The organism is Alteraurantiacibacter palmitatis (assembly GCF_037154115.1).
Taxonomy (GTDB): domain Bacteria; phylum Pseudomonadota; class Alphaproteobacteria; order Sphingomonadales; family Sphingomonadaceae; genus Alteraurantiacibacter; species Alteraurantiacibacter palmitatis.
On the sequence record NZ_JBANRO010000002.1, the window covers coordinates 214,686 to 240,747 of the forward strand.

Genomic DNA, 26,062 nt, shown 5'->3' on the forward strand with positions numbered 1-26,062 from the left:
CAACCAGATGGGATTATCCAAGCCTGTAACTGGAACCTGGCCGGCTTCCGCTGCCGTTTTTGGCGCAAGTGGGGGGATCGGCGCGGCCTTTACCCGCGTCCTTGCCGATCGCGCGGTGCCAGTCAGCGCCGGTTCGCGAGGCGGGGATGTGCCGCGCCATCATCTGGTTGCACCCTTCACCTTTGACCTGACGGACGAGTCCAGCATTGCCGCCGCGGCGGCCAGAATGGCTGATAATCCGCCCGAACTTGTTCTGGTGGCAAGTGGTGCGCTGACGTTGGATGACGGGACGCCGCCGGAAAAAAGCTACAAGGCAATGGACGCCGCGGCGATGGCGCGGGCCCTTGCCGTCAATACGATCGGCCCCGCGCTGATCGCCAAGCATATCCTGCCGCTGATGCCGCGCGACCGCCGCTTCGTGTTTGCGGTGCTGTCGGCCAGGGTTGGTTCCATTTCGGATAACCGTCTGGGTGGCTGGCATTCCTACCGGGCCAGCAAGGCGGCGCTCAATATGCTGGTCAAGAACTGGGCGATCGAGCTGGGCCGAACGCACAAACTCGGCGCGATCGTGGCGCTGCATCCCGGCACGGTGGAGACGCGCCTGTCCGCACCCTTTCAGCAGGGCCTGCCGCCCGGCCAGCTCAGGATGCGGCGCGATGCCGCGCAGGCGCTGGTCGATGTGGTGATGCAGGTGGGGCCAGACCAATCGGGGATGCTGATCGGCTGGGATGGCGAGGTTATTGCGCCCTAGTTGCACCCAAAGGCCCCCGCGTTTACAGGGGCGCGCGTGACAGACTTTTCCTCTCCCAATCCGCTCGATATTTACGGCGAATGGATCGCCACGGTGCCCGCCCAATGGCCTGCCGATGCGCTGGACTGGGCGCACCGCGAATTCGTGGACACGGTGGCCGTCATGGTGCCCGGCGCGGTGGAGCCGGTGGCGGACAAGCTCTTTGCCACCGTGGCGCCGTGGGGCGCGGGGCCGTGCAGCGTGTTCGGGCGGCCTGAAACGCTGGCCGCGCCGTGGGCCGCTCTGGTCAACGGCACGATCGCCCATGCGCTGGATTTTGATGACAATTTCGATCCGCCCAAGGCGCACCCGACTACCGTGCTGCTGCCCGCGATCATGGCCGTGGCGGAGGAGGAGCACCTTTCCGGCGCGGCGTGTCTTGATGCCTATATCGTAGGCCTGCAAATCCTGGGACGCATAGGGCAGGGGCTGAATCCCACGCACCGCAACCGGGGATGGCACGCCACCGCCACGGTGGGCGTGATGGGCGCGACTGCTGCTGTCTCCCGCCTGCTGGGGCTGGGAGCGGAGGCTTGCGCACGGGCGTTGTCCATCGCCACGTCCATGTCCTCTGGCTTCATGAGCCAATTCGGCACCGAGATGAAGCCGGTGCACGCGGGCCTTGCCGCCAAGGGAGGGATCATGGCGGCGCGTATGGCCGCCGCGGGGATCACCGCCGGGCGCGACACGCTGGACGGTCGTACCGGCATGAACCGCTTGATGGTGGGGCCGGATTACGAGCAATTGCGCGACACCATCACGCATATCGAACACGGGCAAAACCTGCGTTTCGAGCTGGAAAGCGTGGGCGAACCGCCGCTGATTACCGAACACAAGTTCCGCGTGAAGCGCTTCCCCACCTGCGGGGCGATCCACCGGGCGATGGACGGGGTGCTCGATCTGCGCGCGGCGCATGGCTTTACCGCCGCCGATGTGGCGCGCATCGATCTGCATATGCCGCGCGTCCATTTCAACAATGTGTTCTACACCGATCCGCAAAGCCCGCTGGAGGCCAAGTTCTCTGCCGAATATGCGGTGGGCTGCGTGCTGGCGCGTGGGCGGTGCAGCCTTGCCGACTTTACCGACGAAGCGGTCTGGGGAGAGGATGTACGCAGTCTATTCCCGATTATCCACCGGCACCCCGTAGATAAACTGGAAGGCGAATTTCCAACCGAAATCCACATCACGCTGAACGATGGCCGCGTCCTGAAATCCGTCCACGAATGGCCAAAGGGCAGCAAGGCCGCGCCGTTCAGCTGGGAGGAATACTGGGCCAAGTTCGACGAATGCTGCATCGGCGTGCTGGAAGGCGATGGCCGTGCGGCCCTGCGCGATGTCCTCACCCGCTTTGCCAGCCTTGCCGATGCGGGCGATCTGATGCGCGCCGCCGCTTTCACGCCTGCCGGAAAGGCCCCGAAATGACCCAGAGCGTTACGCAAGCCTCCTGCCTCGTCATGGCCGCCAGCCGCCGTGGGGTGGATGACCCGGTGGCGAAGATTCAGGGGCTGTCGCACAAGTGCCTCGTCACGCTGGACGGGCAAGTGATGCTGGAACGCGTGCTGGAAGCGCTGGTGGACAGCGGTTGTTTTGCCAAGATCCACGTTTCAGTCGACCGCGCCGATATTCTCACCGCCACCCCTGCCATGAAGCGCTGGGTGGATGAAGGCCGCGTGGTGTTCGTCCAGTCGCACGGCAATCTGGCAGACAGCGTGCTCAAAGCCGTGGCCGAGATCGAAAGCCCGCTGCCGATGATCATTACCACCGGCGACAATGCGCTGCACACGCCCGAAATCATCCGCGATTTCGTGCGCGATGCGCTGGCCAGCCAAGCCGATGCCGTGGTCGGCTTCACGCGCGAGGAAGTGGTCTTGCAGGATTACGCCAATTCGGGCCTGGCCTTCCACAGGCTGAAGGATGGCGGCTTTTCGAGCTGCAACCTCTATGCGCTGAAAACGCCCAATTCGCTGAAAGCAGTGAAAGTGTTCGAAGGCGGCGGCCAGTTCGGCAAGCGCCATATGCGCATCCTGAAGGCGTTCGGCGTGTGGCCGTTCATCATTTACAAGCTGAAGCTGCGCGGATTGCAGGGGCTGATGGACGCAATTGGCCGCCGAATGAAGGTATCGGTCGATGTGTCCTGGCTCGATTACCCCTGGGGCCCGATCGATGTCGACCACAAGCACAGCTTTGACCTGACCGAAGAAACGCTGATCAAGAGGCGCTTGGCAGCGCAGCAGGACTGAATCCCAGCAAAGGCTGGGATCTCGGGCAGTCGGGCGTCTTGCGGGGGGAGGTCCCTGCCTTCGCAGGGACTCCTTTGCGAGATTAAAGCCGCTGATCCACCGCATCCTTGGGCAGCGCGCTCTTTACATCGTATAGAGCCGCGCCCGGCTTGCCCAGCGCCCGGATGCCTTCTGCGCCCATGGCGACGATATCATCATGCGCCACGGCCAGGATCACGCCATCATATTTGCCGGGTTCAAGCGTGGTTATCGGGCGGATGCCGTATTCCTGCTCGCACTCATCGGCGTCCACCCACGGGTCATAGACATCGGCGGGGATGTCGAATTCGTTCAGGTGCTCAACAATGCTTGCTACCTTGGTGTTGCGGTGATCGGGGCAGTTTTCCTTGAAGGCAAAACCCAGCACCAGCACGCGGATGTCGCCCGTCAGCAAGCCCTTGCGGCCCATCAGGCGCACGAACTGGTTGACGACATATTTGCCTACCCGGTCATTGATGCGGCGACCCGCCAGGATCACTTCGGGATGGTGGCCGATCGCCTCGGCCTTGTGGGTGAGGTAATAGGGATCAACACCAATGCAGTGCCCGCCGACAAGGCCGGGGCGCACCGCCATGAAGTTCCACTTGGTGCCCGCCGCTTCCAGCACTTCGAGCGTGTCTATGCCGATGCGGTTGCAGATCATCGCCAGTTCATTCGCCAGCGCAATGTTGAGATCGCGCTGGGTGTTTTCCATCACCTTGGCCGCTTCCGCCACGCGGATGGAACTGGCCCGGTGCGTGCCTGCCGTCACCACGCTGCGGTAGAATTCATCGACAAAGTCCGCCGCCGCCGGGGTCGAGCCGCTGGTGATCTTCTTGATATCGGGCAGCTTGCGCAGCTTGTCGCCCGGATTGATGCGTTCCGGGGAATAGCCGCAGAAGAAATCCGCATTGTAGGTGAGGCCCGACAATTCCTCCAGAATCGGCACGCAGAACTCGTCGGTGCAGCCGGGATAGACCGTGCTTTCATAGATCACGATATCGCCGCGCTTCAACACGCGGGCAATCGCCTCGGTCGCGCTTTTCAGGGGGTAGAGGTCGGGGTGGTTGTGATCGTTCAGCGGGGTGGGCACGGTGACGATAAAGACATTGCAATCCGCTGCATCGGCCCAGTCGGTGGTGAAGGTCAGCTGCGTTGCCGCCGCCAACTCCTCTGCCGTGGCCTCCTTCGTCTCGTCATGGCCCGCCTTGAGATTGGCCACGCGCTGCGCCTTGATGTCGATGCCCACCGTGGGGAACTTCTGCCCGAAAGCCACAGCCACGGGCAGGCCGACATAGCCAAGACCCACCACGCAGATGCGCGCATTGTCCAGCGTCAGCGGAAAGCTTGTCATATAAATCAGCGCTCGGTGGTTTGCAGCGGCCAATAGCCCGACAGGATGCGCTCGCCGCCAATGCCGCTTTCGACCTCGGCGGTCACGCGCTTGCCGATGCCTGAAAGATTGGCGTCATGCATCCGGTAGCAGAACAGCGGTTCGGCCAGATGGCGGCCGTTCCAGCCATTCGCCACGATCTTCTTCCACTTGTGGTGCTTGGTGCCCTTGCGGATCGCTTCGTCATAAGGGGCAGCTTCCAGCACCGGCGCGGCAAGGCAGGTGGCAGGTTCGGGCACGAAGGAATAGCGCTCCAGCAGCGCGGGTTCCCACGCGGCCGACTTGCCGCGATCCAGCTGTTCGCCCGCCTGGTTGATGAGCATACAATCGGTATAGAGGAAAGCGATCGAAGAATCCTCCGCGCGTGCCTTTTCCAGTTCGGCAATGGTGCGTTCCGCATATTCGGGCAGCAGCACATCATCGCTGTCGAGAATGATGAAATAATGCCCCGTCACGTGCTCCAGCGCGCGGTTCAAAGCGCCCAGCTTGCCGACATTTTCCTCCAGCGCGATCAACACCGTGGCATCCAGCGTTGTCGCGGCATCAAGCGCCTTGTGGATTTCCTCCACCGAATTGTCGGTGCTGGCATCGTCCACCACGATCAGCTGGATCGGGCCATAGGTCTGCGCGGCCACGCTCGCGATGGCAGCACCCACAAATCGGCCGTAATTGTGGTTGGGAATGACGACGCTGAGCGTCTTGTCGGTGGCGGTGGTCACGGTGTTCTCCATCAATGCGTTCGTATCGTAGGGCCGGGGCGGGCGGCGGCAAGTCTCATGCGCAGCTTATACGCAGGCTGAATGCGGGAAAAGATTGGCAGGCGATGTATCCAGCCGCGCCATCGGATCGGCGCAGAAACGGGCGACAAGGCCCTTGTCCGCATCCGAAATGGCGGCCTGCTTGGCGGCGCTGTCCGCCTTGAAAGCCTTGGAATCGCTGTCATCCTTGGAGTGAAACTGGAACTGCTCCAGCATCAGTGCCAGCTCATCCGCGCTGGCGGTGAAGCGCAGCCCCTTTTCCAGCATGGCCGGAAAATTGGGCGGGTTGATGTTGCGGTAATTCACATGGGCCACCGGGCCTTGCGCGGCTTCGGCCACGCGCAGGTAATGGGCAAAGCAGCGGGCGAGATATTCCACATCGCCCATGGCGGCGGTATCGCGCCAGTCGCAATCGGCCAGAAAGCCCGCCTGCGGCCGACCTTTGGCCCACAGCACCGCGCTGGTTTCCTTGAGCACAGAGGCGATCACTTCCACCGGATCGCGGTAGAGAAACAGCGCAGGCACGCCCGGAAAGGCGCGCAGGGCGAAATCCAGATACAGCGTGTTCCAGCTGATGAACTTCATGAACGAAAACTGCTGTTCCGGAAGGCGCCGCCGCATCATCGCCAGCGTCAGATTGCGGAAAGCGGCAAGGTTCTCCGTGCTCGGCTCCAAGCCTTGCGTAAAGTCGCGCGTCAGCGTCGCCCAGAAACCACGCTGCAAGGGGCCGCCCTGGTTGATGACAAGATGGCGCGGCGTGCGGGCCAGCGCCTTGCCGGTGAGTGTGGAACCACAACGGCTGATATGGAACATGAAGCCCGACGGCGCGATGGAATCGGGCAGGATGCGATCGTCATGCAGGATAGCGAATGGCGTGGCGAAATGCTCGCCCACGCGGCCTTGCTTCGCCAGCGCCTCCACGGTGAACATATATTGCCATTCGCGGAACGGGTAATCGCCAATATCGCCCCACAGCACGCGCGCATTTTCGGGGCCGTCCGCATGGTCGATTGCCAGCGGCACCATGCCCGGCAGGGCGCGGATGCGCTCCACCGCCTCGTCCACGCCAAGGCAGGTCTGGCCGATGCGGGGAAGCAGCGCCATGACCACTTCGTGATCGGGCAGGGCATAAAGCGCGGTCACATGGGCTCCGTGCGAGGGATCCGCTGCGCCCGGGCGGCGGCGGAGAGGGCGCGGCCTCCTAGGTGCCGTGGGGACAAAATGTCAACCTTGTCCCTTGGCAAAGCGGGCGCGAAGGGGCAGATCGGCGCCACTTCTTTTGCTTACAGGATGATCTGCCCATGGCCACGCTTCCCCTTTCCCTGATCGAACACGGGCTGGACGAGGCCGGGATGGCCGTGACCAATCCGGCCACGGGCGAGGAACTGGCCCGCGTGCGCACCTATTCCGAAGGCGAGATCGACGCCGCGATCCAGCAGGCCGACGCTGCGCGGCGCGATTGGGCAGGGGCGCTGGCCAAGCACCGCAGCCGGGTGCTGCGCGACTGGTTCGACCTCATCATCGCCCACCGCGAGGAACTGAGCCTGATCTGCACGCTGGAAGCAGGCAAGCCGCTGGCGGAATCGCGCGGCGAACTCGATTACGCGGCGAGCTTTGTCGATTGGTATTCGGAAGAAGCCAAGCGCGCCTATGGCGAAACCGTGCCCAGTTTCGGCCCCGGCAAGGAAGTGATCGTCACCAAGGAAGCGGTGGGCACCTGCGCTGCGATCACGCCGTGGAACTTCCCGCTCACCATGATCACCCGCAAAACCGCGCCAGCGCTGGCGGCGGGCTGTGCGATGGTGGTGAAGCCATCGGAAGCCACACCACTTTGCGCTCTGGCGCTGGAAGCGCTGGCGCGGCGCGCGGGCGTGCCCGAAGCCATTTTCCGCATCCTGCCATCCGCCGATGCCGCGATGGTGGGGCGCGTGTTCTGCACGCACCCCACCGTGCGCAAGATCAGCTTCACCGGCTCCACCGCCGTGGGCCGCATCCTGTTGACGCAGGCGGGCAGCACGATCAAGCGCGCCAGCATGGAACTGGGCGGCAACGCGCCCTTCATCGTGTTTGCCGATGCCGATATCGACGCGGCGGTGGAAGGGGCGATGATCGCCAAGTTCCGCAATGCGGGGCAGGCCTGCATCGGCCTCAACCGCCTGCTGGTGGAGGACAGCGTCCACGATACCTTCGTCGAACGGTTCACCGCGCGCGCCAACGCTTTGGTGGTGGGCAATGGCCTCGATCCGGCCAGCCAGATCGGCCCGCTGATCAACGACCGCGCGCTGCAACGCGTGGAAGGCATGGTGGATCGTGCACGCGAACAGGGGGCCGAACTGGCCTGCGGCGGCGGACGGCACAATGCGGGCGCGCAGTTCTATACCCCTACCGTGCTGACCGGCGTTCGCCAGGACATGGAGATTGCGCAGGATGAAATCTTCGGCCCCGTTGCATCGGTCATGCGCTTTTCGGGCGAGGAGGAGGCCCTGCGCATTGCCAATGCCACGCATTACGGGCTTGCCTCCTATCTTTACACGCGTGACATCGGCCGCGCCTGGCGGGTGATGGATGGTCTGGAATACGGGATGGTTGCCCTCAATGAAGGGCTGCTGGGCACCGAAGTCGCGCCGTTTGGCGGGGTCAAGCAGTCGGGACTGGGGCGCGAGGGATCGCGTCACGGGATGGACGAATATCTGGAGCTGAAATACCGGCTCGTGGGTGGTCTCGGAGCCTGAATATTCACGCCGCGCCTTACGAAAAGAAAGGCCGGCTTGCCATTGCGCCAAGCCGGCCTTTTTCGTGATGTTGGGCGCCTTGCTTACTGGCCGAAGGTGCGTTGCCACCAGCCGCGGCGGGGTTCGCCAGCTTCGGTGTTCGCCTCGGCGGAGCCGTTGGCATCGTTGGCAGCTTGCACCGTATCCTGCGCAACAGGAGCAGCTTGCGCCTCTGCTGCGGGTTCGTCCACCGCTGCGACGGGCTCGGCCGCCTTGGTATCGGCGGTCTCTGTTTTCTTGCGCCGCGTGCGCTTGGGCTTGGCTGGCTCGGCAGGAGCTTCCGCCGCGGCCATTTCCGACTCAACCGCAGGCGCAGCCGCCTCGCTTTCGCTTACGTCCGCCTTCTTGCGCCGCGTGCGTTTGGGCTTTGCGGTTTCGACAGGGGCATCTTCCACGGTATTTTCGACAGCGGCAGCCTCCTGCGATATTGCAGGTGCTGCTTCCTCGGCACCCGCTTCAGCATCGCCCGCCTTCTTGCGCGGTGCCCGCTTGCGCTTGGGCTTCTCGACAGCGGCAGGTTCCCCGGTGCTTTCAGCTTCCACCGCGGCGGCGGGAGTTTCGTCAACTTCGCCCACCGCTTCGCCTTCGGCACTTTCCTGCGTCTCTGTGCCTTCGCCGGCATCCCGGCGACGCCCACGTCCGCGACCACCACGGCGGCGGCGCTTGCGGCGCGTTTCGCGGGCTTCCGTATCGTCGCCAGCGCCATTCGGGGCAGTTGCCTCATCGGACGCATCGCTTTCGTCGCGGGCTTCGTCGGCGGCTTCCTGCCCGGCGGCATCGTCCTGATCACGCCCGCGATTGCGGCCACCACGGCGGCGCCGGCGCTTTGCGCGACCTTCGCCGCGTTCGCCGTCACCATCGCGCGAACGGCGAGCGTCGCGATCCTGGTCCTCCTCGTCCTCGTCCTCTGCCTCGTCTTCGGCAAAGTCCTCGTCCGGCTCGATCTCGTCGATGATCGGTTCGAACCTGGGCGGCTCAGCCGGGCGCGGGCCGGAGGAGGCGACGCGCATCTTGGCGCCCTCGTTCTCGCCTTCGGGCACGACCTGCACCGTTACGCCATAGCGGTGCTCGATCTCGGTCAGATCGGCGCGCTTGGCGTTCAGCAGATAGATTGTCGCCTCGGTCGAGGCGTAGAGGGTGATGATCGTGCCCTTGCCCTTGGCGGCCTCATCCTCGATCAGGCGCAGCGCGGCCAGACCGGCAGAGGATGCGGTGCGGACAAGGCCCGTGCCGTCGCAATGCGGGCACGAGCGGGTGCTGGCTTCCAGCACGCCGGTGCGCAGGCGCTGGCGGCTCATTTCCATCAGGCCAAAGCTCGAAATCCGGCCGATCTGGATGCGCGCGCGGTCGTTCTTGAGCGCCTCCTTCATCGCCCGCTCCACCTTGCGGGTGTTGCTGGAATGCTCCATGTCGATGAAGTCGATCACCACAAGCCCCGCCATGTCGCGCAGGCGCAGCTGCCGGGCGATTTCCCGCGCGGCTTCGAGGTTGGTGCTGAGCGCGGTCGCCTCGATCCCGTGTTCCTTGGTCGAACGGCCCGAGTTGATGTCGATCGACACCAGAGCCTCGGTGGGATTGATGACCAGATAGCCGCCGCTTTTCAGCTGCACCACCGGATCATACATGGCGGACAGCTGATCTTCCGCGCCATAGCGCTGGAACAGCGGCACCGGATCGGAATAGGCCTTCACCCGCCGCACATGGCTGGGCATCAGCAGCTTCATGAAATCCCGCGCAGCGCGATAGCCGCCTTCGCCTTCCACCACCACTTCCTCGATCTCGCGCGAGTAGATGTCGCGGATGGCGCGCTTGATAAGGTCGGAATCCGAATGGATCATTGCCGGCGCCGAGGACGCCAGCGTGCGTTCGCGGATTTCGTCCCACAGACGGGCGAGGTAATCGAAGTCGCGCTTGATCTCGGTCTTCGTGCGCTGAAGGCCCGCCGTGCGCACGATCAGGCCCATCGAGCGAGGCAGATTGAGTTCGGCCACGATCTGCTTCAGGCGCTTGCGGTCCGACCCGCTGGAAATCTTGCGGCTGATGCCGCCGCCGTGGCTGGAATTGGGCATGAGCACGCAATAGCGGCCCGCGAGACTGAGATAGGTCGTCAGCGCCGCGCCCTTGTTGCCGCGCTCTTCCTTGACCACCTGCACCAGCAGCACCTGGCGGCGCTGAATGACGTCCTGGATCTTGTAACGGCGGCGCAGCGCCTGGCGCTTGGCGCGCACATCGTCGATTTCCTTGGCGCGGCTGCTGCCGCCGCCGCTGCGCTTGCCCTGGCGTCGGCCACGGCCACGTCCGCGATCCTGGCGCCCCTCGTCACCGGCTTCGGCTTCTTCGCCTTCGGAGCCGGCGTCGTCGTCCGAACCGTTTTCGCCGTCATCCTCGTCCCCGTCGCCATTGGCGACCTGGCCGTCTTCGATCGTGGCGACATCATCCTTTTCGGAAGTGTCGATTTCCTCGACGCCCGATCCGTCCAGATCGTCATCGCCGGAAAAGTCGTCTTCCTCGTCCTCTTCCTCGGCCCGAAGCGCAGCCTCTTCCTCTGCCGCGGCCTGTTCTTCGGCCAGCAGCTTGGCGCGATCCTCGGCCGGGATCTGGTAATAATCGGGATGGATCTCGCTGAAGGCGAGGAAGCCGTGGCGATTGCCGCCAAAATCCACGAACGCCGCCTGAAGCGAAGGTTCGACGCGGGTTACCTTGGCGAGATAGATGTTGCCCTTGATCTGCTTGTGTTCAGCAGATTCAAAATCGAACTCCTCAATCCGGTTTCCCTTGAGTACCGCCACCCGCGTTTCTTCCGGGTGGCGCGCATCGATAAGCATGCGCGTTGCCATAGTTAATTCTCCTGGCACGTGATCCAGGGCGGGAACCGGGCCGCAAGGGGCCGGGCGCATCCACTGCGTGCCGATATTGTTGATTTCCCCCAGACGCCGAATCGCCACCGGCGGACCAGGCCGCCGGGATACGCTGCGCGAAGGGGAAGGGATTGTGGGCGCTGCAACCGGCAAACCGGTCACGGGCGCTGCGGAATGTGTCTGCCGGGGTGCAAAGGCGCAGGGTTTGCTTCTGCGCGAGAGCCGGGGCAGCCGCATGGCGATCTTGCGACCGCCGGCTGACCATGTGGCTCTTGCTTTTCATCACGACATCAACCTGTATTCATTGCCGAAACTGCATTATCTGCTGTTCGGAAGTGTCCCGAAACGGAATGTTCGGGCAAGTGCAGGGCTAGCATTTGGGGAAAGCCACGGCAACCTTATTGCGCGGCTTGGTAAATTTCCTTTCAACACGGCATAGGTATCGGCAAGGCTGTGTCGGCAAGGGGCACAGGTAATGCGCCCGGTCATGGGCAACGGCGCATATGGGGCGCATACGGGGCGCATACGGGGCGCATATGGGGATAGTGGGCGGATAACGGCTTGATTTGGTATCGCATCCAGATTGCCCTGCTTTTCATCGCGCCGGTGATCGCGGTTGCGGGCCTCTATGTCTTTGGCAAGGTCATTCCGGTGCCCTATCTGGGCCGCGACTATGTGATCCGCATCGAACTGCCCGAAGCGGGAAAGGCGCTCGACCTGCCCGAGATCGAAGGGCCGCAGGATGCTGCCCGCCCGCTCGTTGTGATCGATCCGGGGCATGGCGGGCATGATCCGGGCGCATCCGGCCCCGCGATCAAGGAGAAGGCCGTTGTTCTGGGCCTTGCCCGTGCGCTGCGCGACCAGTTGCTGGCCGAAGGGGGAATCCGCGTGGCGATGACGCGTAACGATGACCGCTATCTGGCGTTGGCCGAGCGCGTGCAGATTGCCCGTGCGCTGGGCGCAGACCTGTTCCTTTCGATCCATGCCGATTCTGCCGGCGCCCGCGAGGGCGTGAGCGGCGCCAGCGTCTACACTCTTTCCGAACGCGCGTCCTCCGAGGCGGCCGCCCGGTTTGCCGAGCGTGAAAACGAGGCCGATCGCATCAACGGTGTGGCCCTGTCCGGCGACAATCCCAATGTGAATGCTATTCTTGTCGAACTGGCGCAGCGCCGCACATCGGCGGCATCGGAAGGCTTTGCCGATGTTATCCTGCGCGAGGCAGAAGGCGTGCTCGATTTCCATCCGGAGCCCAGGCGATCCGCCGCGCTGGCGGTGTTGCGCGCGCCGGACGTGCCATCAGTGCTGTTCGAATCCGGCTTCATCACCAATGCAGCCGATGCGCAGCGCCTGTCGTCGCCCGCCGGGCAGCGCGCATTCGCCGAGGTGATGGCGCGCGCCATCCGGGTGCAGTTGGCGCGAACCCGCGAAGTTCCGGTGGAGTAGCCGGCCCGCAGCATGGGCCGTGCTTTCGATCTGGCAACCACCGCTTTTCGCGTGCTACAGGCGGGCCATGTCCGATACCGATGATACCGCCGCCGCCCAGCCGCTGCATTACCGCATCCGCCGCGAGGCAGGCGGCGCGATTGCCGGTCTGGCGGCCTGGTTTCAGGGCAATTGGCGCGAGAACCGCTGGTTCCGGCGCCTTGTCCTCGCGGCGGGTGCAGGGCTGCTGCTGCTGATTGCCGGTTGGTTCCTGCTGGCACGCGACCTGCCCGATGCGGAGGTGCTGCTGGAGTACGAGACCAACCTGCCTTCGGTCGTGCGTGGGGCAGATGGCGAGATCGTGCACCGGTATGAACGCGAACGCCGCGTGGCGCTGCAGTTCAAGGATCTGCCGCCGCAATTGCTCAATGCCTATACCAGCGCGGAGGACAAGACCTTCTGGACGCATGGCGGGATTGATGCAGGCGGCTTCATCGGCGCGGTGATCGATTACGTCAGCAAGATCGGCACCGGCCAGCGCGCAGTGGGCGGATCGACGATCACGCAGCAGCTCGCCAAGAATATCATGATCGGGGACGAATATTCGATCACCCGAAAGCTGCGCGAGATGATCCTCGCCACGCGCATTGAAAGCGTGCTCTCGAAAGAGGAGATCATCACGCTTTACCTCAACGAAATTCCTCTCGGCCGCCGATCCTTTGGCGTGCAGGCCGCCGCGCGTGCCTATTTCGACAAGGATGTGGATGATCTGGCGCTGCACGAAATGGCCTATCTCGCCATTCTGCCCAAGGCACCCGAAAGCTACAGCCGCGAAGCAAACTTTGATCAGGCGCTTGTCCGCCGCAATATCGTGCTGGGCCAGATGTTCGACAACGGCCATATCACCGCGGAAGAGCGCGATGCCGCCAGAGCGATGCCGCTCGGCCTTATCCAAGGCGCGCGCGCCGAACGCTCCGCCGATGCCGGCTATTTCCTGGAGGAAGTGCGCCGCCAGTTGATCGAGCGTTTTGGCGAAACGGCGGAAGACGGCCGGAACAGCGTCTATGCTGGTGGCCTCTGGGTGCGCACATCGCTCGATACCGAATTGCAGGACGCGGCGCGCGATGCGCTGCGCGCAGCATTGCTGCGTTATCACGGCAATCGCGGGTGGACAGGACCGGTAGCGACGCTCAATCCCGATAACGGCAATATGGCCTCGCAACTGGCAAGTTCCAACCTCTCGATCAGCTATGAGGACTGGCGTATCGCCGTGGTGACGGGGCGCTCCGGGCAATCGGCGGCAATTGCCTTTGCCGATGGCCGTGAAGCCAGCCTGACAGGCGGGGTGCCCGATGCGATGAAGGCGGGCGATGTGATCGCGGTCTCTCCGCAGGGCAATGGCTGGCGCCTGCGCGCCGTGCCGGAGGTGTCGGGAGGCTTTGTGGCGCAGGATCCGCATACGGGGCGGGTGCTGGCGATGCAGGGCGGCTTCGATTCCCGGCTGAGCGATTTCAACCGCGCGACGCAGGCGAACCGCCAGCCCGGTTCCACCATCAAACCCTTCGTCTATGCCGCCGGACTCGATGCCGGGATGACACCCGCGACCATGGTCCCTGACAGCCAGTATTGTTATTATCAGGGCGCCAATCTCGGTGAAAAATGCTTCACCAATTTCGGCGGCAGCCGGGGCGGCGGCGAATATCCCATGCGCTATGGCCTGGAACAGTCGAAGAACCTGATGACCGTGCACATCGCGATGGACACCGGGATGGAGCAGGTGATCAAGACCTTCGAGGCGGTGGGCATTGCCGATAAGGGTGCCTATCAGCCTTATCCCGCCTTTGCGCTGGGGGCAGGTGACACCACCGTGCTGCGCATGGTCAATGCCTATTCGACGCTGGTCAATCACGGGCGACTGAATGCACCCACCGTGATCGATTACGTGCAGGACCGCGATGGCAAGGTGATTTACAAATCCGACACGCGCGAATGCACCGGCTGCAACATGGACGAATGGGATGGCTCGCCCATGCCGCGCCTTGCCCCGCGCGGTCGGCAGGTGATGGATGCGCGCACCGCGTTTCAGGTCGTCAATATGCTGACAGGGGTTATCGAACGCGGCACAGCGACGCGCTTGCGCGATTTGAACATCCCGCTTTTCGGCAAGACGGGCACGTCGACCGGCCCCACCAATGCCTGGTTCGTGGGCGGATCGCCCGATATCGTGGCGGGTGCCTATGTCGGGTTCGACCAGCCGCGCAATCTGGGTGGCTGGATCCAGGGCGGGAATACCGGGGCGCCGATCTTCGGCGATTTTGTGCGTGCCAGCCGCGATCGGTGGGACGGCCGGCCATTTCTTGCGCCCGAAGGGGTGCGCATGGTGCGCATTGACCGCCGCACGGGCCGGCGCGTGTTCGATGGCTGGCCCACAAATGAACCGCAAAGCGCGGTGATCTGGGAAGCGTTCAAGCCCGATACCGAACCGCGCCGCAGCCAGCGGCAGGACGAGATCGACGCCATGCGCGAACTGATCCTTGCCCAGTTGCGGCGGCGCGAGGAAGGCCCGACTGGTGCAAGTAGTGAGCGTCCGTCCGAGACGCCGGGCAATTTCGTGGAGGAGCAGGGCGGCATCTATTGATGCACCGCCTTTGGGAGGGCTTGGGCCAATCGACGATCTGGCCTAGGAGATGCCTTCCTTTGGAGAGAAAGAGGATTCACGGCCATGAATATGCGTAAGTTCATCCTCCCCCTTCTGGCCGCGTTTGCGCTGGCAGGTCATGCGACGCCTGCTGCTGCGGCCTTGTCCAGCGGCACACGTGCGCCCGCCTTCACCACTACTGGCGCCCTGGCAGGAGAAACCTTCGCCTTTGATCTGGCGGCGGAACTGCGCAAGGGGCCGGTCGTGCTCTATTTCTTCCCGCGCGCCTTCACGCAGGGGTGTACGCTGGAAGCCAACGCCTTTGCCGAGGCAATGGGCGATTTTCGCGCCGCGGGTGCACAGGTAATCGGCCTTTCGGCGGATGATATCCCCACGCTCCAGCGTTTCAGCCGCGAGGAATGCCGGGATGCCTTCCCCGTGGGCCGCGCCAGCCCCAATATCATCCAGCAATATGATGTCGCTTTCGGCAACGGGCTGACCAACCGCACATCCTATGTCATCGCTCCGGACGGGCGCATCGTGATGGTCCATTCCGACCTTGACTGGCGCGAGCATGTCACCCGTACGCTGGCCGCGGTTCGGGCGCTTTCGCGTTAAAGGAAAAGCGGTTTTGCCGGAAAGGGCCGGGCCTTGTGGTCCGGCCCTTTCGTTTTGACGCGCCTTGCGCTAACGGCGCGCCTCATCTTTCGCGGAGAGCAGACCATGCGTGCCGAGGGGCAGGCCCATATTGACCGGATCACAGCCGCGCTGGCATTGGTGCGCAAGGCGCTTGACTGGGAACGCGCGGTGCGGCGCCTCGACGAACTTAATGCGCGCGTGGAGGATCCCACGCTGTGGGACAATCCCAAACAGGCCGAAGAGGTGATGCGCGAACGCCGCCGGCTTGATGCGGCGATCGGCACGGTGCGCGAAATCGAAAGCCAGATGGCCGACGCGGTCGAATTCGTCGAACTGGGCGAGGCCGAGGGCGACGACAGCGTGGTGGCTGATGGTCTCGCCTCTCTTGCAGGGCTTGCGGAACGCGCCGATGCCGACAAGGTGCAGGCGCTTCTCTCGGGCGAGGCGGATGCTAACGATACCTATATCGAGATCCATGCCGGGGCGGGCGGAACGGAAAGCCAGGATTGGGCCGAAATGTTGCTGCGTATGTATGCCCGCTGGGCTGAAAAGCGCGGTTACAAGGTTGAAACGGTCGAATATCAGGCGGGTGAACAGGCCGGGATCAAGAGCGCGACGCTGCTGGTGAAAGGCGAAAACGCCTATGGCTATGCCAAGACCGAAAGCGGCGTGCACCGCCTTGTCCGCATCAGCCCCTATGACAGCAGCGCGCGGCGCCATACGAGCTTTTCCAGCGTATGGGTCTATCCGGTGATCGACGACAATATCGAGATCGAGATCAATGAAGGCGATCTGCGCATCGACACCTATCGCGCCAGCGGTGCCGGCGGGCAGCACATCAACACCACCGATTCCGCGGTGCGCATCACCCACTTGCCCACAGGCATCGTGGTGGCAAGCCAGAATGACCGCAGCCAGCACAAGAACCGTGCCACCGCGATGAATATGCTGAAGGCGCGCCTGTACGAAGCCGAACTGGCCAAGCGCGAGGCTGCGGCGGGCAGCGAGTATGAGGCCAAGACCGAAATTGGCTGGGGCCACCAGATCCGCTCCTACGTTCTCCAGCCCTATCAGATGGTGAAGGATCTGCGCACCGGCGTGGTTTCCACCGCGCCCGGCGATGTGCTCGACGGGGCGCTCGATCCCTTTATTGCTGCCGCGCTGGCGCAGCGGGTGACGGGCGAGAAGGTCGCGGTCGAGGACGTGGACTAGGGCAGTGCACTTTGCCAACCGCCTCCACTCTCGCTAAAGGCGGCGGTGTGAAGGATCGCCTGTCAAAGTCAGTGATTATCGCTGCCGCCTTGCCGCTAGGCCTGCCTTTGGCGCTGTCGGCTTGCCAGCAGGCGCAGGACGGCGCGCGTCCGGAAACGGCGCGTGAGTTTCCCCTGCCGCACCGGCCGGTTTCGGGGCTCGGCGCGACAGCTTTTTCCACCGAGGAAGCGCGTGACGACCGGCGCGAGGCCGAGCGGGTGATGGACAAGGCGGCGATCGTTCCGGGCATGACCGTGGCCGATATCGGCGCGGGTGAGGGATATTACACCGTGCGGCTTGCTGCCCGCGTGGGGGAACAGGGCCGCGTCGTCGCCAACGATATCGACGAGGATGCGCTGCGCCGCTTGGGCGCCCGGGTGGAGGCCGAACGGCTCGACAATGTGTCTATCGTGCTGGGCGCAGCTGATGATCCGCGTCTGCCGCCCGCCAGTTTCGACCGCATCTTCATGGTGCATATGTATCACGAGATTGCCGAGCCCTATGCTTTCCTGTGGCGTATGCGCGAAGCGTTGCGGCCGGGCGGGCAGGTGATCGTGGTCGATATCGACCGGCCCACCGATCAGCATGGGATTGCCCCGCAATTGCTGTTCTGCGAATTTGGTCGCTTGGGCTTTCGCCTTGTCGATTTTGACCTTAAGCCGGAAATCGCAGGCTACTATGCGCAGTTCGAAGTGGCTGCAGCGCGCCCGCAGCCAAAAGATATCAAGCCGTGCAGCGCGCCCGGCAGCAATGGAAAGGTTCCGTCTGGTTAGGTCGGGGCTGTTTGAGGAATAGATGAATTTCAAGGGATTGAAGCCGATTGTTTATGCTGGCCGCGAAGTGTGGCCGCTGATCGAAGGGGGCAAGGGCGTTGCCGCCACCAACCATGCCAGTTCGGGCGCATGGGCGGCTGCGGGGGGAATCGGCACGGTCAGCGCGGTGAATGCCGACAGCTATGACGCGGATGGCAATGTTATTCCGCAGGTCTATCACGGCGCCACACGCAAGGATCGGCATCAGGAATTGATCGAATATGGCATTGCCGGCGGGGTGGAACAGGTGCGCCGCGCCTGGGAAATTTCCGGCGGAAAAGGCGCGATCAATATCAACGTCCTGTGGGAAATGGGCGGCGCGCAGGCGGTGCTTGAGGGCGTTCTGGAAAAGACGCGCGGCATGGTGTCAGGCGTCACCTGCGGGGCAGGTATGCCGTATAAGCTGGCCGAGATCGCCCAGCGTTACAATGTGCATTATCTCCCCATCGTCAGCTCCGCCCGTGCATTCCGCGCGCTGTGGAAGCGCAGCTATCACAAGGTGGCCGAACTGCTCGGCGCGGTGGTTTACGAAGATCCCTGGCTTGCGGGGGGACATAATGGCTTGTCCAATGCCGAAGACCCGACCAAGCCCGAAGATCCCTATCCCCGCGTCAAGGCTCTGCGCGAGACAATGCGCACCGAAGGTGTTTCGGAAGATGTGCCGATCGTGATGGCGGGCGGCGTATGGGCGCTGCGTGAATGGAACGACTGGATCGACAATCCGGAACTGGGCCTTGTCGCCTTTCAGTTCGGCACGCGGCCGCTGCTGACGCAGGAAAGCCCGATCCCGCAGGCGTGGAAAGACCTGCTGCGCACGATCGAGCCGGGCGATGTGCTGCTGCACCGCTTTTCCCCCACAGGGTTTTACAGCTCGGCCGTGCGCAATCCGTTCCTGCGTAGCCTGGAAGAACGCAGCCACCGGCAGATTCCCTACAGCCGGGTCGAAGCGGGCGAGCACACGGTGCAACTGGATGTGGGCGTGAAGGGCCGCAATTTCTGGGTCGCCCCGCGCGATCTGGAACGCGCACGCGGTTGGGCGGCGCAGGGCTTTACCGAAGCGCTGAAAACGCCGGATGACACCGTGGTGTTTGTGACACCCGAAGAACGCAACGTGATCCGGCAGGACCAGACCGATTGCATGGGGTGCCTGTCGCATTGCGGTTTCTCGTCGTGGAAGGACCATGACGATTACACGACCGGACGCCTGGCCGATCCGCGCAGCTTCTGCATCCAGAAGGCACTGCAAGGCGCGATCCATGGCGAGCCGCTGGACAAGAACCTCGTCTTTGCCGGTCACGCGGCCTACCGCTTCAAGACCGATCCCTTCTATTCGAACAACTACACGCCCACGGTAAAGGAACTGGTCGACCGGATCCTGACCGGGGATTGAGCCTGGTCAAGGCGGGCCGCCCTTGATGGTGGCCCGCCTACCGCTCACGCCTCTGCATTCAATCAAACTCCCAGCCGCGTTCGCCGTGGCTGGAAATGTCGAGGCCCTGCACCTCGTCATCCTCGGTCACGCGCATCGGCACGAACAGGTTGATGGCAAGAGCTATCAGCGCGGTGGCAACGGCGGAATAGCCGGCCACAACAGCCACGCCCAGCGCCTGCACACCCAGTTGCGCACCCATGCTGCCTGCGCCCACGCTGTCATAGCCCGCACCGCCAAGACCGGCGGAAAGGAACAGCCCCAGCAGCAGCGAACCGATCATGCCGCCCACCCCGTGCACCGCGAACACATCAAGCGAATCGTCAATATGCAGCCGCATCTTGATGAGCTGGATGGCGTAATAGCAGACGATCGAAGCTGCCGCGCCGATCAGGATCGCCGCGCCGGGCGAGACAAAGCCTGCCGCCGGGGTGATGGTGGCAAGGCCTGCAATCGCGCCCGTGGCAAAACCGACCGTCGTCGGCTTGCCGAACATGACCCGCTCAATCCCGATCCACACCAGCGCCGCGACACTGGCGGCAACGTGCGTGTTGATTATCGCATCGCTTGCCGAGGCGGTTGCCCCCAGCGCCGATCCGCCATTGAAGCCGAACCAGCCGACCCACAGCAGCACCGCGCCCAGCATGGTGATGCCCGGCGCATGGGGAAGAAGCGCGCTTTTGGGAAAGCCCTGCCGCTTGCCAAGCAGCACCGCAATCACCAGCGCGGAAATCCCGGCCGTGGTGTGCACCACCATACCGCCCGCAAAATCCAGCGCGCCCATGCCCGCCAGCCAGCCGCCGCCCCAGATCCAGTGCGCGACCGGCGCGTAAACCACGAGGCCCCAGATCGCGCAGAAGGCGATGATGAAGGCGAACCGCGCGCGTTCGACCCATGCGCCCACCATCAGCGCCGGGGTGATGGCGGCAAAGGTCATCTGGAACAGCACGAAAGTGCTCTCCGGAATTGCAAGGCCGGAATAGACCGCGTCGAGGTTGTAGAGCATCCAGTGCTGTCCGCCGCCCAGCCATCCGCCCAGGCTGCTGTCCCCGAAAGCCAGCGTGTAGCCGACCACGATCCACAAGGTGGAGGCAATTGCCGCGATCGCGCCCACTTGCAGGAACACCGAAAGGAAGTTCTTGGCGCGAACCAGCCCGCCGTAAAACAGGCCCAGGCCCGGCAGCGTCATCAGCAGAACGAGCGCGGCCGAAGCGAGGATCCAGGCGGTATCGCCGGAATTTTCCACCACCTCGACAATTTCCTGCCCGCCCTGCGCCATGGCGGCTCCCGGAGCCAGCAGCGACCAGACAGCAAACGCGCCAAGCGCGGCAATCCTGCGATTCATCGGTATCCCCCTCTATCCCCGCCGCGTTTCCCCGGCGCCCCGTGTCGTAAGCGGGGCGTGTTATGCCAGAGCGCAGCTTTCCGGCAAGTGGGCGATGCAGCGGCTTGATGCGAATCCCTTGCGTGCTCTAGGTAACGGGCATGAAACGCAATGTGCTGCGCCTGCTGCTTCTTCTTCTCTGTTTGGCCACTGGTCTGATGCAGCCTGCCGCGGCATCGGCGCAGGATCGCGCGGTGCCCTATTGGGCCAGCCTTTCATCCGAGGAGGTAAACCTGCGTGTCGGCCCAAGCGAAAGGTACCGCATTGCGTGGGTTTACCGCCGCGAAGGTTTGCCGGTGAAGGTGCTGCGGCTGCAGCAGGGTTGGCGGCTGATCGAGGAGGTGGACGGCACACGTGGGTGGGTGTTCAACCAGCTTCTTTCCCTGCGGCGCACGGCCATCGTCACCCAAGGTGCACCTGCCCCCATGCGCGATATGCCCGCGCACGATGCCGCGCTGCGCTGGAATGTGGAGCAGGGCGTGACCGGCAATCTGGGTGCTTGCGAAGCTGATTGGTGTGAATTTGCCGTCGGTCCGCGGCGCGGATGGGTTCCGCGCGACAGGCTGTGGGGCGCAGGCGAGCCCTGAGGCCGGCCGGCTGCCTTTATCGCAAACGCGGAACGGTGGTTTCGTTGCCTTCCGGATCGGCCATCAGCAGCGAGCCGTCATCATTGACATTGACCAGCGTCAGGCAGGTGGGCGCGGGTGAAGGCCCTTCCGCACTTTGCGCGGTGAAGCACACCTGATCCCCTGAATGTGTCCAGACTCCGGTTTCGGAAACTTCGCCCCCAACCGTATCGGTATAGGTGCCATCCGCATTGATTTGCGATGTCCAGCTGTTCCCATCCATGTCGGTTCCGCCATAGACGCCGATCAGCGGGCTGTTCGGTGCGGCGGGCGAAGGTGTCGGGGTGACTGCATCAGCGGAGCCATTGTCACCGCTGCCGCAGGCGGAAAGCAGGGTTGCAGCAACAATTACAACAAGCTTCTTCATGCAAGACGTCCCCCAAGGCCCAAAAGTGACCTGAGGTAACACAGGAAATCAATTCTGCAACCGGCTGAACGGCGGATAAGCCCCAATTCAGACGCTTAACTGGTTAATTGTGTCCCAATTGTCGCGGGATTGCGCCGCCGGAGGTGGATGTGATCAGGCGATCTCCACCGCCAGAGCGGTTGCCTCGCCTCCGCCAATGCAAAGGCTTGCAATACCGCGCTTCAGCCCGCGGGCCTTCAGCGCTGCGATCAGTGTCACGACGATTCGTGTGCCGCTGGCGCCGATGGGATGGCCCAGCGCCGTGCCGCCGCCGTTCACATTGATCTTTTCATGCGGGATGCCGATGTCTTTCATGGCGAACATGGTGACGCAGGCGAAGGCCTCGTTCACTTCCCACAAATCGACATCGTCCACGCTCCAGCCGGTCTTTTCGAGGAGCTTCTGGATGGCCCCCACCGGGGCGGTGGTGAAGGCGGCGGGGTCCTGAGCATGGGCGGTGCTGGCAATGATCGTTGCCACCGGCGACAGGCCCTTGGCTTCCGCCACGCTCTTGCGCGACAGGACTATGGCCGCAGCCCCGTCACTGATTGAGGAGGAGGTGGCCGCGGTAATGGTGCCGTCCTTGGTGAAGGCCGGGCGCAGGCCGGGGATCTTTTCCGGGCGGCCCTTGCCGGGCGCTTCGTCGGTATCGACAACGACTTCGCCCGCGCGGGTGGTGATTGTGACGGGCACGATTTCATCGGCAAAGGCACCGCTCGCAACCGCTTCATTGGCGCGCGCGAGCGAGGCAAGCGAATAGGCGTCCATTTCCTCGCGGGTCAGTTGATAGGCATCAGCCATCTGCTGGGCATACAGACCCATCGCGGTGCCGGGCTTGTAGGCATCTTCCAGCCCGTCAAGGAACATATGGTCATAGGCGGTATCATGCCCCAACCGCGCGCCCGAACGGTGCTTTTTCAGAAGATAAGGCGCGTTGGTCATGCTTTCCATGCCGCCGGCCACGATCACGTCCGCGCCGCCTGCGGCCAGCGCCTCGGATGCCATGATGATTGTCTGCATTCCCGATCCGCACACCTTGTTGACCGTGGTGGCTTGCGCGCTCAAAGGCAGGCCCGCCTTCAGCGCGGCCTGGCGGGCAGGCGCCTGGCCAAGGCCAGCGGGAAGCACGCAGCCCATATAGACGCGCTCCACATCCTCTCCCGCAATGCCAGCCCGTTCCACCGCTGCCTTGATCGCGGTTGCGCCAAGATCGGTCGCTGCCACATCCGCCAGCGCGCCCTGCATCGCACCCATCGGTGTGCGTGCATAGGAGAGGATGACGATCGGATCGCGGGGATGCAGGGAAGTCATGGCAGGGGGCCTTTCGAATGGAAGGCGGCAGGTTGTGCCGGTTGGGCCCGATCTAAAGCCCGAATGTGACGCATGCAAGTTTGTGCATTGCAGCAAATCTTTGGGCGCCGGCATCCGCAAGCGGCATCCGCAGCCGGGGCTGCGCGGGATTTGCCCCATTTACAGCCTCTTGGCGGTATTGAACTGCCGGATATACGCGCTCTTGCGAAATCTCCCGGATTTCTGCCGCCATCGGCCTTGCAGTATGGCGGGCCATTGCCTAGACGCCGCCGCATCAGTCATAGATGCAACCCTCAAAGCCAGCGAGTCTGCCTTGGTCGATCTGACACAATATCTGCCGATCCTGCTGTTCCTCGGCGTGGCGCTCGGCCTTTCGACGCTGTTCGTGTTCCTGCCGATGGGCGTGGCCCGCCTGACTGGCGCACACAAGCCCGACGCGCAGAAGATGAGCGAGTATGAATGCGGCTTCCCCGCTTTCGAGGACGCGCGCGACCGTTTCGATGTGCGCTTCTACCTCGTGGCGATCAGCTTCATCCTGTTCGATCTGGAAGCCAGCTTCCTGTTTCCTTGGGCGGTCAGCCTCGATCAGACGGGCTGGGTAGGCTGGGGCAGCATGATGATCTTCCTCGCCATCCTGGCCGTGGGCCTTGCCTATGAATGGAAAAAGGGAGCGTTGGATTGGGAATGAACACCATGACTCCTGCCGTTGCCGGCTTGCCGACTGCCCAGGGCGGGCAGGTGCGCCAGCCTGACGCCGATTACTTCAACGCTCTCCAGACCGAGGTGAACGACAAGGGCTTCCTTGTGACCAGCACCGAGGATCTGTTCCAGTGGGCGCGCACCGGTTCGTTGTGGTGGATGACCTTCGGCCTTGCCTGCTGCGCGGTGGAGATGATCCACGTCAATATGCCGCGTTACGACATGGAGCGCTTCGGCGTTGCCCCGCGCGCATCCCCGCGCCAGTCGGACGTGATGATCGTGGCGGGCACGCTGTGCAACAAGATGGCTCCGGCCCTGCGCAAGGTCTATGACCAGATGAGCGAGCCGAAATATGTCATCTCGATGGGCAGCTGCGCCAATGGCGGCGGTTATTACCATTACAGCTATTCGGTGGTGCGCGGCTGCGACCGCATCGTGCCGGTGGACATCTATGTCCCCGGCTGCCCGCCCACGGCCGAGGCGCTGCTCTATGGCGTGATGCAATTGCAGCGGAAAATCCGCCGCGCTGGGACGATTGAACGCTGATGGCTGTGCTCCACTCCGCACCGCGTTACGCGCCGTTTGAAGGTGCGCTGGAAACGCTCTCTGCCGCGCTTGGCGCAATGCTCGTTGCCGCGAAGGAAGAACATGGCGAAATCGTGCTGACCGTAAAGCGCGAGAGCATCGAGGATGCCCTGCGCCTGCTCCGCGATTCCCACGATTACCAGCAGTTGATGGAAATGGCGGGGGTCGATTTCCCCGACCGGGCCGAACGGTTCGAGGTGGTCTATATGCTCCTCAGCCTGACGCGCAATCACCGGGTGATGGTGAAGGTGAGCACGGACGAGGCGACGCCTGTTCCCACCGTCACCACGCTTTGGCCCAATGCGGGCTGGCTGGAACGCGAAGTGTTCGATATGTTTGGCGTACTGTTTGCCGGCAATACCGACCTGCGCCGCATCCTCACCGATTACGGCTTTGAAGGGCATCCGTTCCGCAAGGACTTCCCGCTCACCGGCTATCAGGAACTGCGCTATTCCGAAGAGGAAAAGCGCGTGGTTTACGAGCCGGTGAAGCTGGCGCAGGATATGCGCCAGTTCGATTTCCTCAGTCCGTGGGAAGGCGCGGATTATGTCCTGCCGGGCGACGAGAAGGCCGCCACGCCGCCACCTTCGCCCGCTGCACCGCCGACGCCCAAGACGACCGACAGCCCGAAGGACACCGGCGCTGGCGCCAAGGCTGATGCCAAGGCTGCCGAGAAGTCCGAAGCTGTCGCGCCTGCCAAGGTGGAAAAGAAGGCGGCTGCGAAAAAGCCCGCCGCGAAAAAGCCCGCCGCGAAAAAGCCCGCCGCGAAGAAGTCTGCTGCGAAGAAGAAGGAGTCCGGTGAATGAGCGGCATGATGCTCGAAGAATCGCCGACCACTTCCGGCGAGAAGATCAGCAATTACACGATCAATTTCGGTCCCCAGCACCCGGCGGCGCACGGCGTGCTGCGCATGGTGATGGAGCTGGACGGCGAGATTATCGAGCGGATCGATTGCCATGTCGGCCTGCTCCACCGCGGCACCGAAAAGCTGATTGAGCACAAGACCTATCTGCAGGCGCTGCCCTATTTCGACCGGCTCGATTACTGCTCCCCGCTGGCGATGGAACATTCCTATGTCCTCGCCATCGAGAAGCTGCTGAACATCGAAGTGCCGATCCGCGCGCAATATCTGCGCGTGCTGTTTGCTGAGCTGACGCGCATCTGCAACCATATGCTCAATATCGGCGCGCACGTGATGGATGTGGGCGCGATGACGCCCAACCTGTGGGTGTTCGAACTGCGCGAAGACTGCATGAACTTCTTCGAGCGGATGAGCGGCGCGCGGATGCACCATGCCTATCTGCGCCCCGGCGGCGTGCATCAGGATGTGCCGCTGAAACTTCTGACCGATATTGGCGACTGGGTCGATACCCGCCTGCCTGAATTGTTTGGCGATGCCATGTCCCTCGTCATGGACAACCGCATCTTCAAGCAACGCAATGTCGATATTGCGGTGGTGAGCAAGGAAGACGCGGTCGCCTGGGGCTTTTCCGGCCCGATGATCCGCGCGGCGGGTATTCCGTGGGATATCCGCAAGAGCCAGCCTTACGAAGTGTATGACCGGATGGATTTCGACATTCCGGTGGGCACCAATTCGGACTGCTATGACCGGTTCATGGTGCGCGTGCAGGAAGTGTATCAGTCCGCCCGCATCATCAAGCAGTGTCTTGCCGAAATGCCCGAAGGCCCGGTGGCGAGCCTGGACCGCAAGGTAGTGCCGCCCAAGCGCGCCGAGATGAAGCAGAGCATGGAAGCGCTGATCCACCACTTCAAGCTCTACACCGAAGGCTTCCGCGTGCCCGCGGGCGAGGTCTATGTGGCGACCGAAAGCCCCAAGGGCGAATTCGGCGTCTATCTGGTGAGCGACGGGACAAACAAGCCCTACCGCTGCAAGATCCGCCCCACGGCGTTCAGCCATTTGCAGGCGATGGATTTCATGTCCAAGGGCCATATGCTGCCGGATGCGACCGCCATCCTCGGCGCGATCGACGTGGTGTTCGGGGAGTGTGACCGGTGAGTTCCGATTACCTCG

The 26,062-nt window shown here is 63.3% G+C and carries 23 protein-coding genes; 16 read left to right on the forward strand and 7 right to left on the reverse strand.

Annotated elements, in window-relative coordinates; genetic code table 11:
* Window positions 1–7: 7 nt before the first annotated feature.
* From WFP44_RS03050 to WFP44_RS03060, 3 genes are read left to right on the forward strand one after another with little or no spacing between them, the layout of a single operon-like run.
* Window positions 8–751 carry an SDR family NAD(P)-dependent oxidoreductase gene (locus WFP44_RS03050; protein WP_336924879.1) on the forward strand — a complete coding sequence of 248 codons (744 nt, stop codon included), beginning with the start codon at window positions 8–10 and terminating at the stop codon, window positions 749–751.
* A 36-nt stretch (window positions 752–787) separates the two neighbouring features.
* On the forward strand, window positions 788–2,212 hold the full coding sequence (locus tag WFP44_RS03055) for an MmgE/PrpD family protein (RefSeq protein ID WP_336924880.1): 1,425 nt from the start codon (window positions 788–790) through the stop codon (window positions 2,210–2,212).
* Window positions 2,209–3,030, forward strand: a complete 822-nt coding sequence (locus tag WFP44_RS03060; protein WP_336924881.1) for a nucleotidyltransferase family protein — start codon at window positions 2,209–2,211, stop codon at window positions 3,028–3,030. The genes WFP44_RS03055 and WFP44_RS03060 overlap by 4 nt, the downstream gene beginning before the upstream one ends.
* Window positions 3,031–3,112: 82 nt before the next feature.
* Here WFP44_RS03060 and WFP44_RS03065 read toward each other — a convergent pair whose 3' ends face one another.
* From WFP44_RS03065 to WFP44_RS03075, 3 genes are read right to left on the reverse strand one after another with little or no spacing between them, the layout of a single operon-like run.
* Window positions 3,113–4,402: a nucleotide sugar dehydrogenase gene (locus WFP44_RS03065; protein WP_336924882.1), complete on the reverse strand. Its 1,290-nt coding sequence runs from the start codon at window positions 4,400–4,402 to the stop codon at window positions 3,113–3,115.
* Window positions 4,403–4,407: 5 nt separating this feature from the next.
* Window positions 4,408–5,172, reverse strand: coding sequence for a glycosyltransferase family 2 protein (locus WFP44_RS03070; RefSeq protein WP_336925037.1), 765 nt, complete (start codon window positions 5,170–5,172; stop codon window positions 4,408–4,410).
* 54 nt (window positions 5,173–5,226) lie between these two features.
* Window positions 5,227–6,342, reverse strand: a complete 1,116-nt coding sequence (locus WFP44_RS03075) for a hypothetical protein (protein WP_336924883.1) — start codon at window positions 6,340–6,342, stop codon at window positions 5,227–5,229.
* A 158-nt stretch (window positions 6,343–6,500) separates the two neighbouring features.
* Here WFP44_RS03075 and WFP44_RS03080 point away from each other — a divergent pair, with 158 nt between their 5' ends.
* Complete coding sequence (locus tag WFP44_RS03080; RefSeq protein WP_336924884.1) at window positions 6,501–7,931, forward strand: NAD-dependent succinate-semialdehyde dehydrogenase; 1,431 nt, start codon at window positions 6,501–6,503, stop codon at window positions 7,929–7,931.
* A gap of 83 nt (window positions 7,932–8,014) precedes the next feature.
* On the opposite strand, the gene WFP44_RS03085 is transcribed toward WFP44_RS03080, so the two are convergent.
* A complete protein-coding gene (locus WFP44_RS03085; protein ID WP_336924885.1) occupies window positions 8,015–10,807 on the reverse strand; it encodes an Rne/Rng family ribonuclease in 2,793 nt (930 codons plus the stop codon).
* A 154-nt stretch (window positions 10,808–10,961) separates the two neighbouring features.
* Between WFP44_RS03085 and WFP44_RS03090 the strand changes: the two genes are divergently transcribed.
* The 7 genes from WFP44_RS03090 to WFP44_RS03120 all read left to right on the forward strand — a co-directional run bounded on the left by WFP44_RS03090 (window position 10,962) and on the right by WFP44_RS03120 (window position 18,980).
* On the forward strand, window positions 10,962–11,267 hold the full coding sequence (locus WFP44_RS03090) for a hypothetical protein (protein WP_336924886.1): 306 nt from the start codon (window positions 10,962–10,964) through the stop codon (window positions 11,265–11,267).
* A gap of 122 nt (window positions 11,268–11,389) precedes the next feature.
* Complete coding sequence (locus tag WFP44_RS03095) at window positions 11,390–12,271, forward strand: N-acetylmuramoyl-L-alanine amidase family protein (protein WP_336924887.1); 882 nt, start codon at window positions 11,390–11,392, stop codon at window positions 12,269–12,271.
* A 67-nt stretch (window positions 12,272–12,338) separates the two neighbouring features.
* Window positions 12,339–14,888, forward strand: a complete 2,550-nt coding sequence (locus WFP44_RS03100; protein ID WP_336924889.1) for a penicillin-binding protein 1A — start codon at window positions 12,339–12,341, stop codon at window positions 14,886–14,888.
* Between the two features lie 90 nt (window positions 14,889–14,978).
* Window positions 14,979–15,506 carry a peroxiredoxin gene (locus tag WFP44_RS03105; RefSeq protein WP_336925039.1) on the forward strand — a complete coding sequence of 176 codons (528 nt, stop codon included), beginning with the start codon at window positions 14,979–14,981 and terminating at the stop codon, window positions 15,504–15,506.
* Between the two features lie 105 nt (window positions 15,507–15,611).
* Window positions 15,612–16,739: a peptide chain release factor 2 gene (gene prfB / locus WFP44_RS03110; protein WP_336924890.1), complete on the forward strand. Its 1,128-nt coding sequence runs from the start codon at window positions 15,612–15,614 to the stop codon at window positions 16,737–16,739.
* 47 nt (window positions 16,740–16,786) lie between these two features.
* Complete coding sequence (locus tag WFP44_RS03115) at window positions 16,787–17,551, forward strand: class I SAM-dependent methyltransferase (protein WP_377922531.1); 765 nt, start codon at window positions 16,787–16,789, stop codon at window positions 17,549–17,551.
* A gap of 22 nt (window positions 17,552–17,573) precedes the next feature.
* Window positions 17,574–18,980, forward strand: coding sequence for an NAD(P)H-dependent flavin oxidoreductase (locus WFP44_RS03120; RefSeq protein ID WP_336924891.1), 1,407 nt, complete (start codon window positions 17,574–17,576; stop codon window positions 18,978–18,980).
* 58 nt (window positions 18,981–19,038) lie between these two features.
* Here WFP44_RS03120 and WFP44_RS03125 read toward each other — a convergent pair whose 3' ends face one another.
* Complete coding sequence (locus WFP44_RS03125) at window positions 19,039–20,364, reverse strand: ammonium transporter (RefSeq protein ID WP_336924892.1); 1,326 nt, start codon at window positions 20,362–20,364, stop codon at window positions 19,039–19,041.
* Window positions 20,365–20,504: 140 nt separating this feature from the next.
* On the opposite strand from WFP44_RS03125, the gene WFP44_RS03130 reads away from it, so the two are divergent.
* The gene (locus WFP44_RS03130) at window positions 20,505–20,990 is read left to right on the forward strand and encodes an SH3 domain-containing protein (RefSeq protein ID WP_336924893.1); all 486 of its coding nucleotides are present in this window, start codon (window positions 20,505–20,507) and stop codon (window positions 20,988–20,990) included.
* Between the two features lie 16 nt (window positions 20,991–21,006).
* On the opposite strand, the gene WFP44_RS03135 is transcribed toward WFP44_RS03130, so the two are convergent.
* Window positions 21,007–21,396 (reverse strand): hypothetical protein, encoded by a 390-nt coding sequence (locus WFP44_RS03135; protein ID WP_336924894.1) that lies wholly within the window; start codon window positions 21,394–21,396, stop codon window positions 21,007–21,009.
* Window positions 21,397–21,549: 153 nt separating this feature from the next.
* Window positions 21,550–22,746 carry a thiolase family protein gene (locus tag WFP44_RS03140; protein WP_336924895.1) on the reverse strand — a complete coding sequence of 399 codons (1,197 nt, stop codon included), beginning with the start codon at window positions 22,744–22,746 and terminating at the stop codon, window positions 21,550–21,552.
* A 313-nt stretch (window positions 22,747–23,059) separates the two neighbouring features.
* Between WFP44_RS03140 and ndhC the strand changes: the two genes are divergently transcribed.
* From ndhC to WFP44_RS03160, 4 genes are read left to right on the forward strand one after another with little or no spacing between them, the layout of a single operon-like run.
* Window positions 23,060–23,434, forward strand: a complete 375-nt coding sequence (gene ndhC, locus WFP44_RS03145; RefSeq protein ID WP_336924896.1) for an NADH-quinone oxidoreductase subunit A — start codon at window positions 23,060–23,062, stop codon at window positions 23,432–23,434.
* Complete coding sequence (locus WFP44_RS03150; RefSeq protein ID WP_336924897.1) at window positions 23,431–23,991, forward strand: NuoB/complex I 20 kDa subunit family protein; 561 nt, start codon at window positions 23,431–23,433, stop codon at window positions 23,989–23,991. Before ndhC ends, WFP44_RS03150 begins: the two co-directional genes overlap by 4 nt.
* Window positions 23,991–24,836: an NADH-quinone oxidoreductase subunit C gene (locus WFP44_RS03155; RefSeq protein WP_336924898.1), complete on the forward strand. Its 846-nt coding sequence runs from the start codon at window positions 23,991–23,993 to the stop codon at window positions 24,834–24,836. The genes WFP44_RS03150 and WFP44_RS03155 overlap by 1 nt, the downstream gene beginning before the upstream one ends.
* A gap of 5 nt (window positions 24,837–24,841) precedes the next feature.
* Window positions 24,842–26,047 (forward strand): NADH-quinone oxidoreductase subunit D, encoded by a 1,206-nt coding sequence (locus tag WFP44_RS03160; RefSeq protein WP_377922582.1) that lies wholly within the window; start codon window positions 24,842–24,844, stop codon window positions 26,045–26,047.
* The last annotated feature ends 15 nt before the right edge of the window (window positions 26,048–26,062 follow it).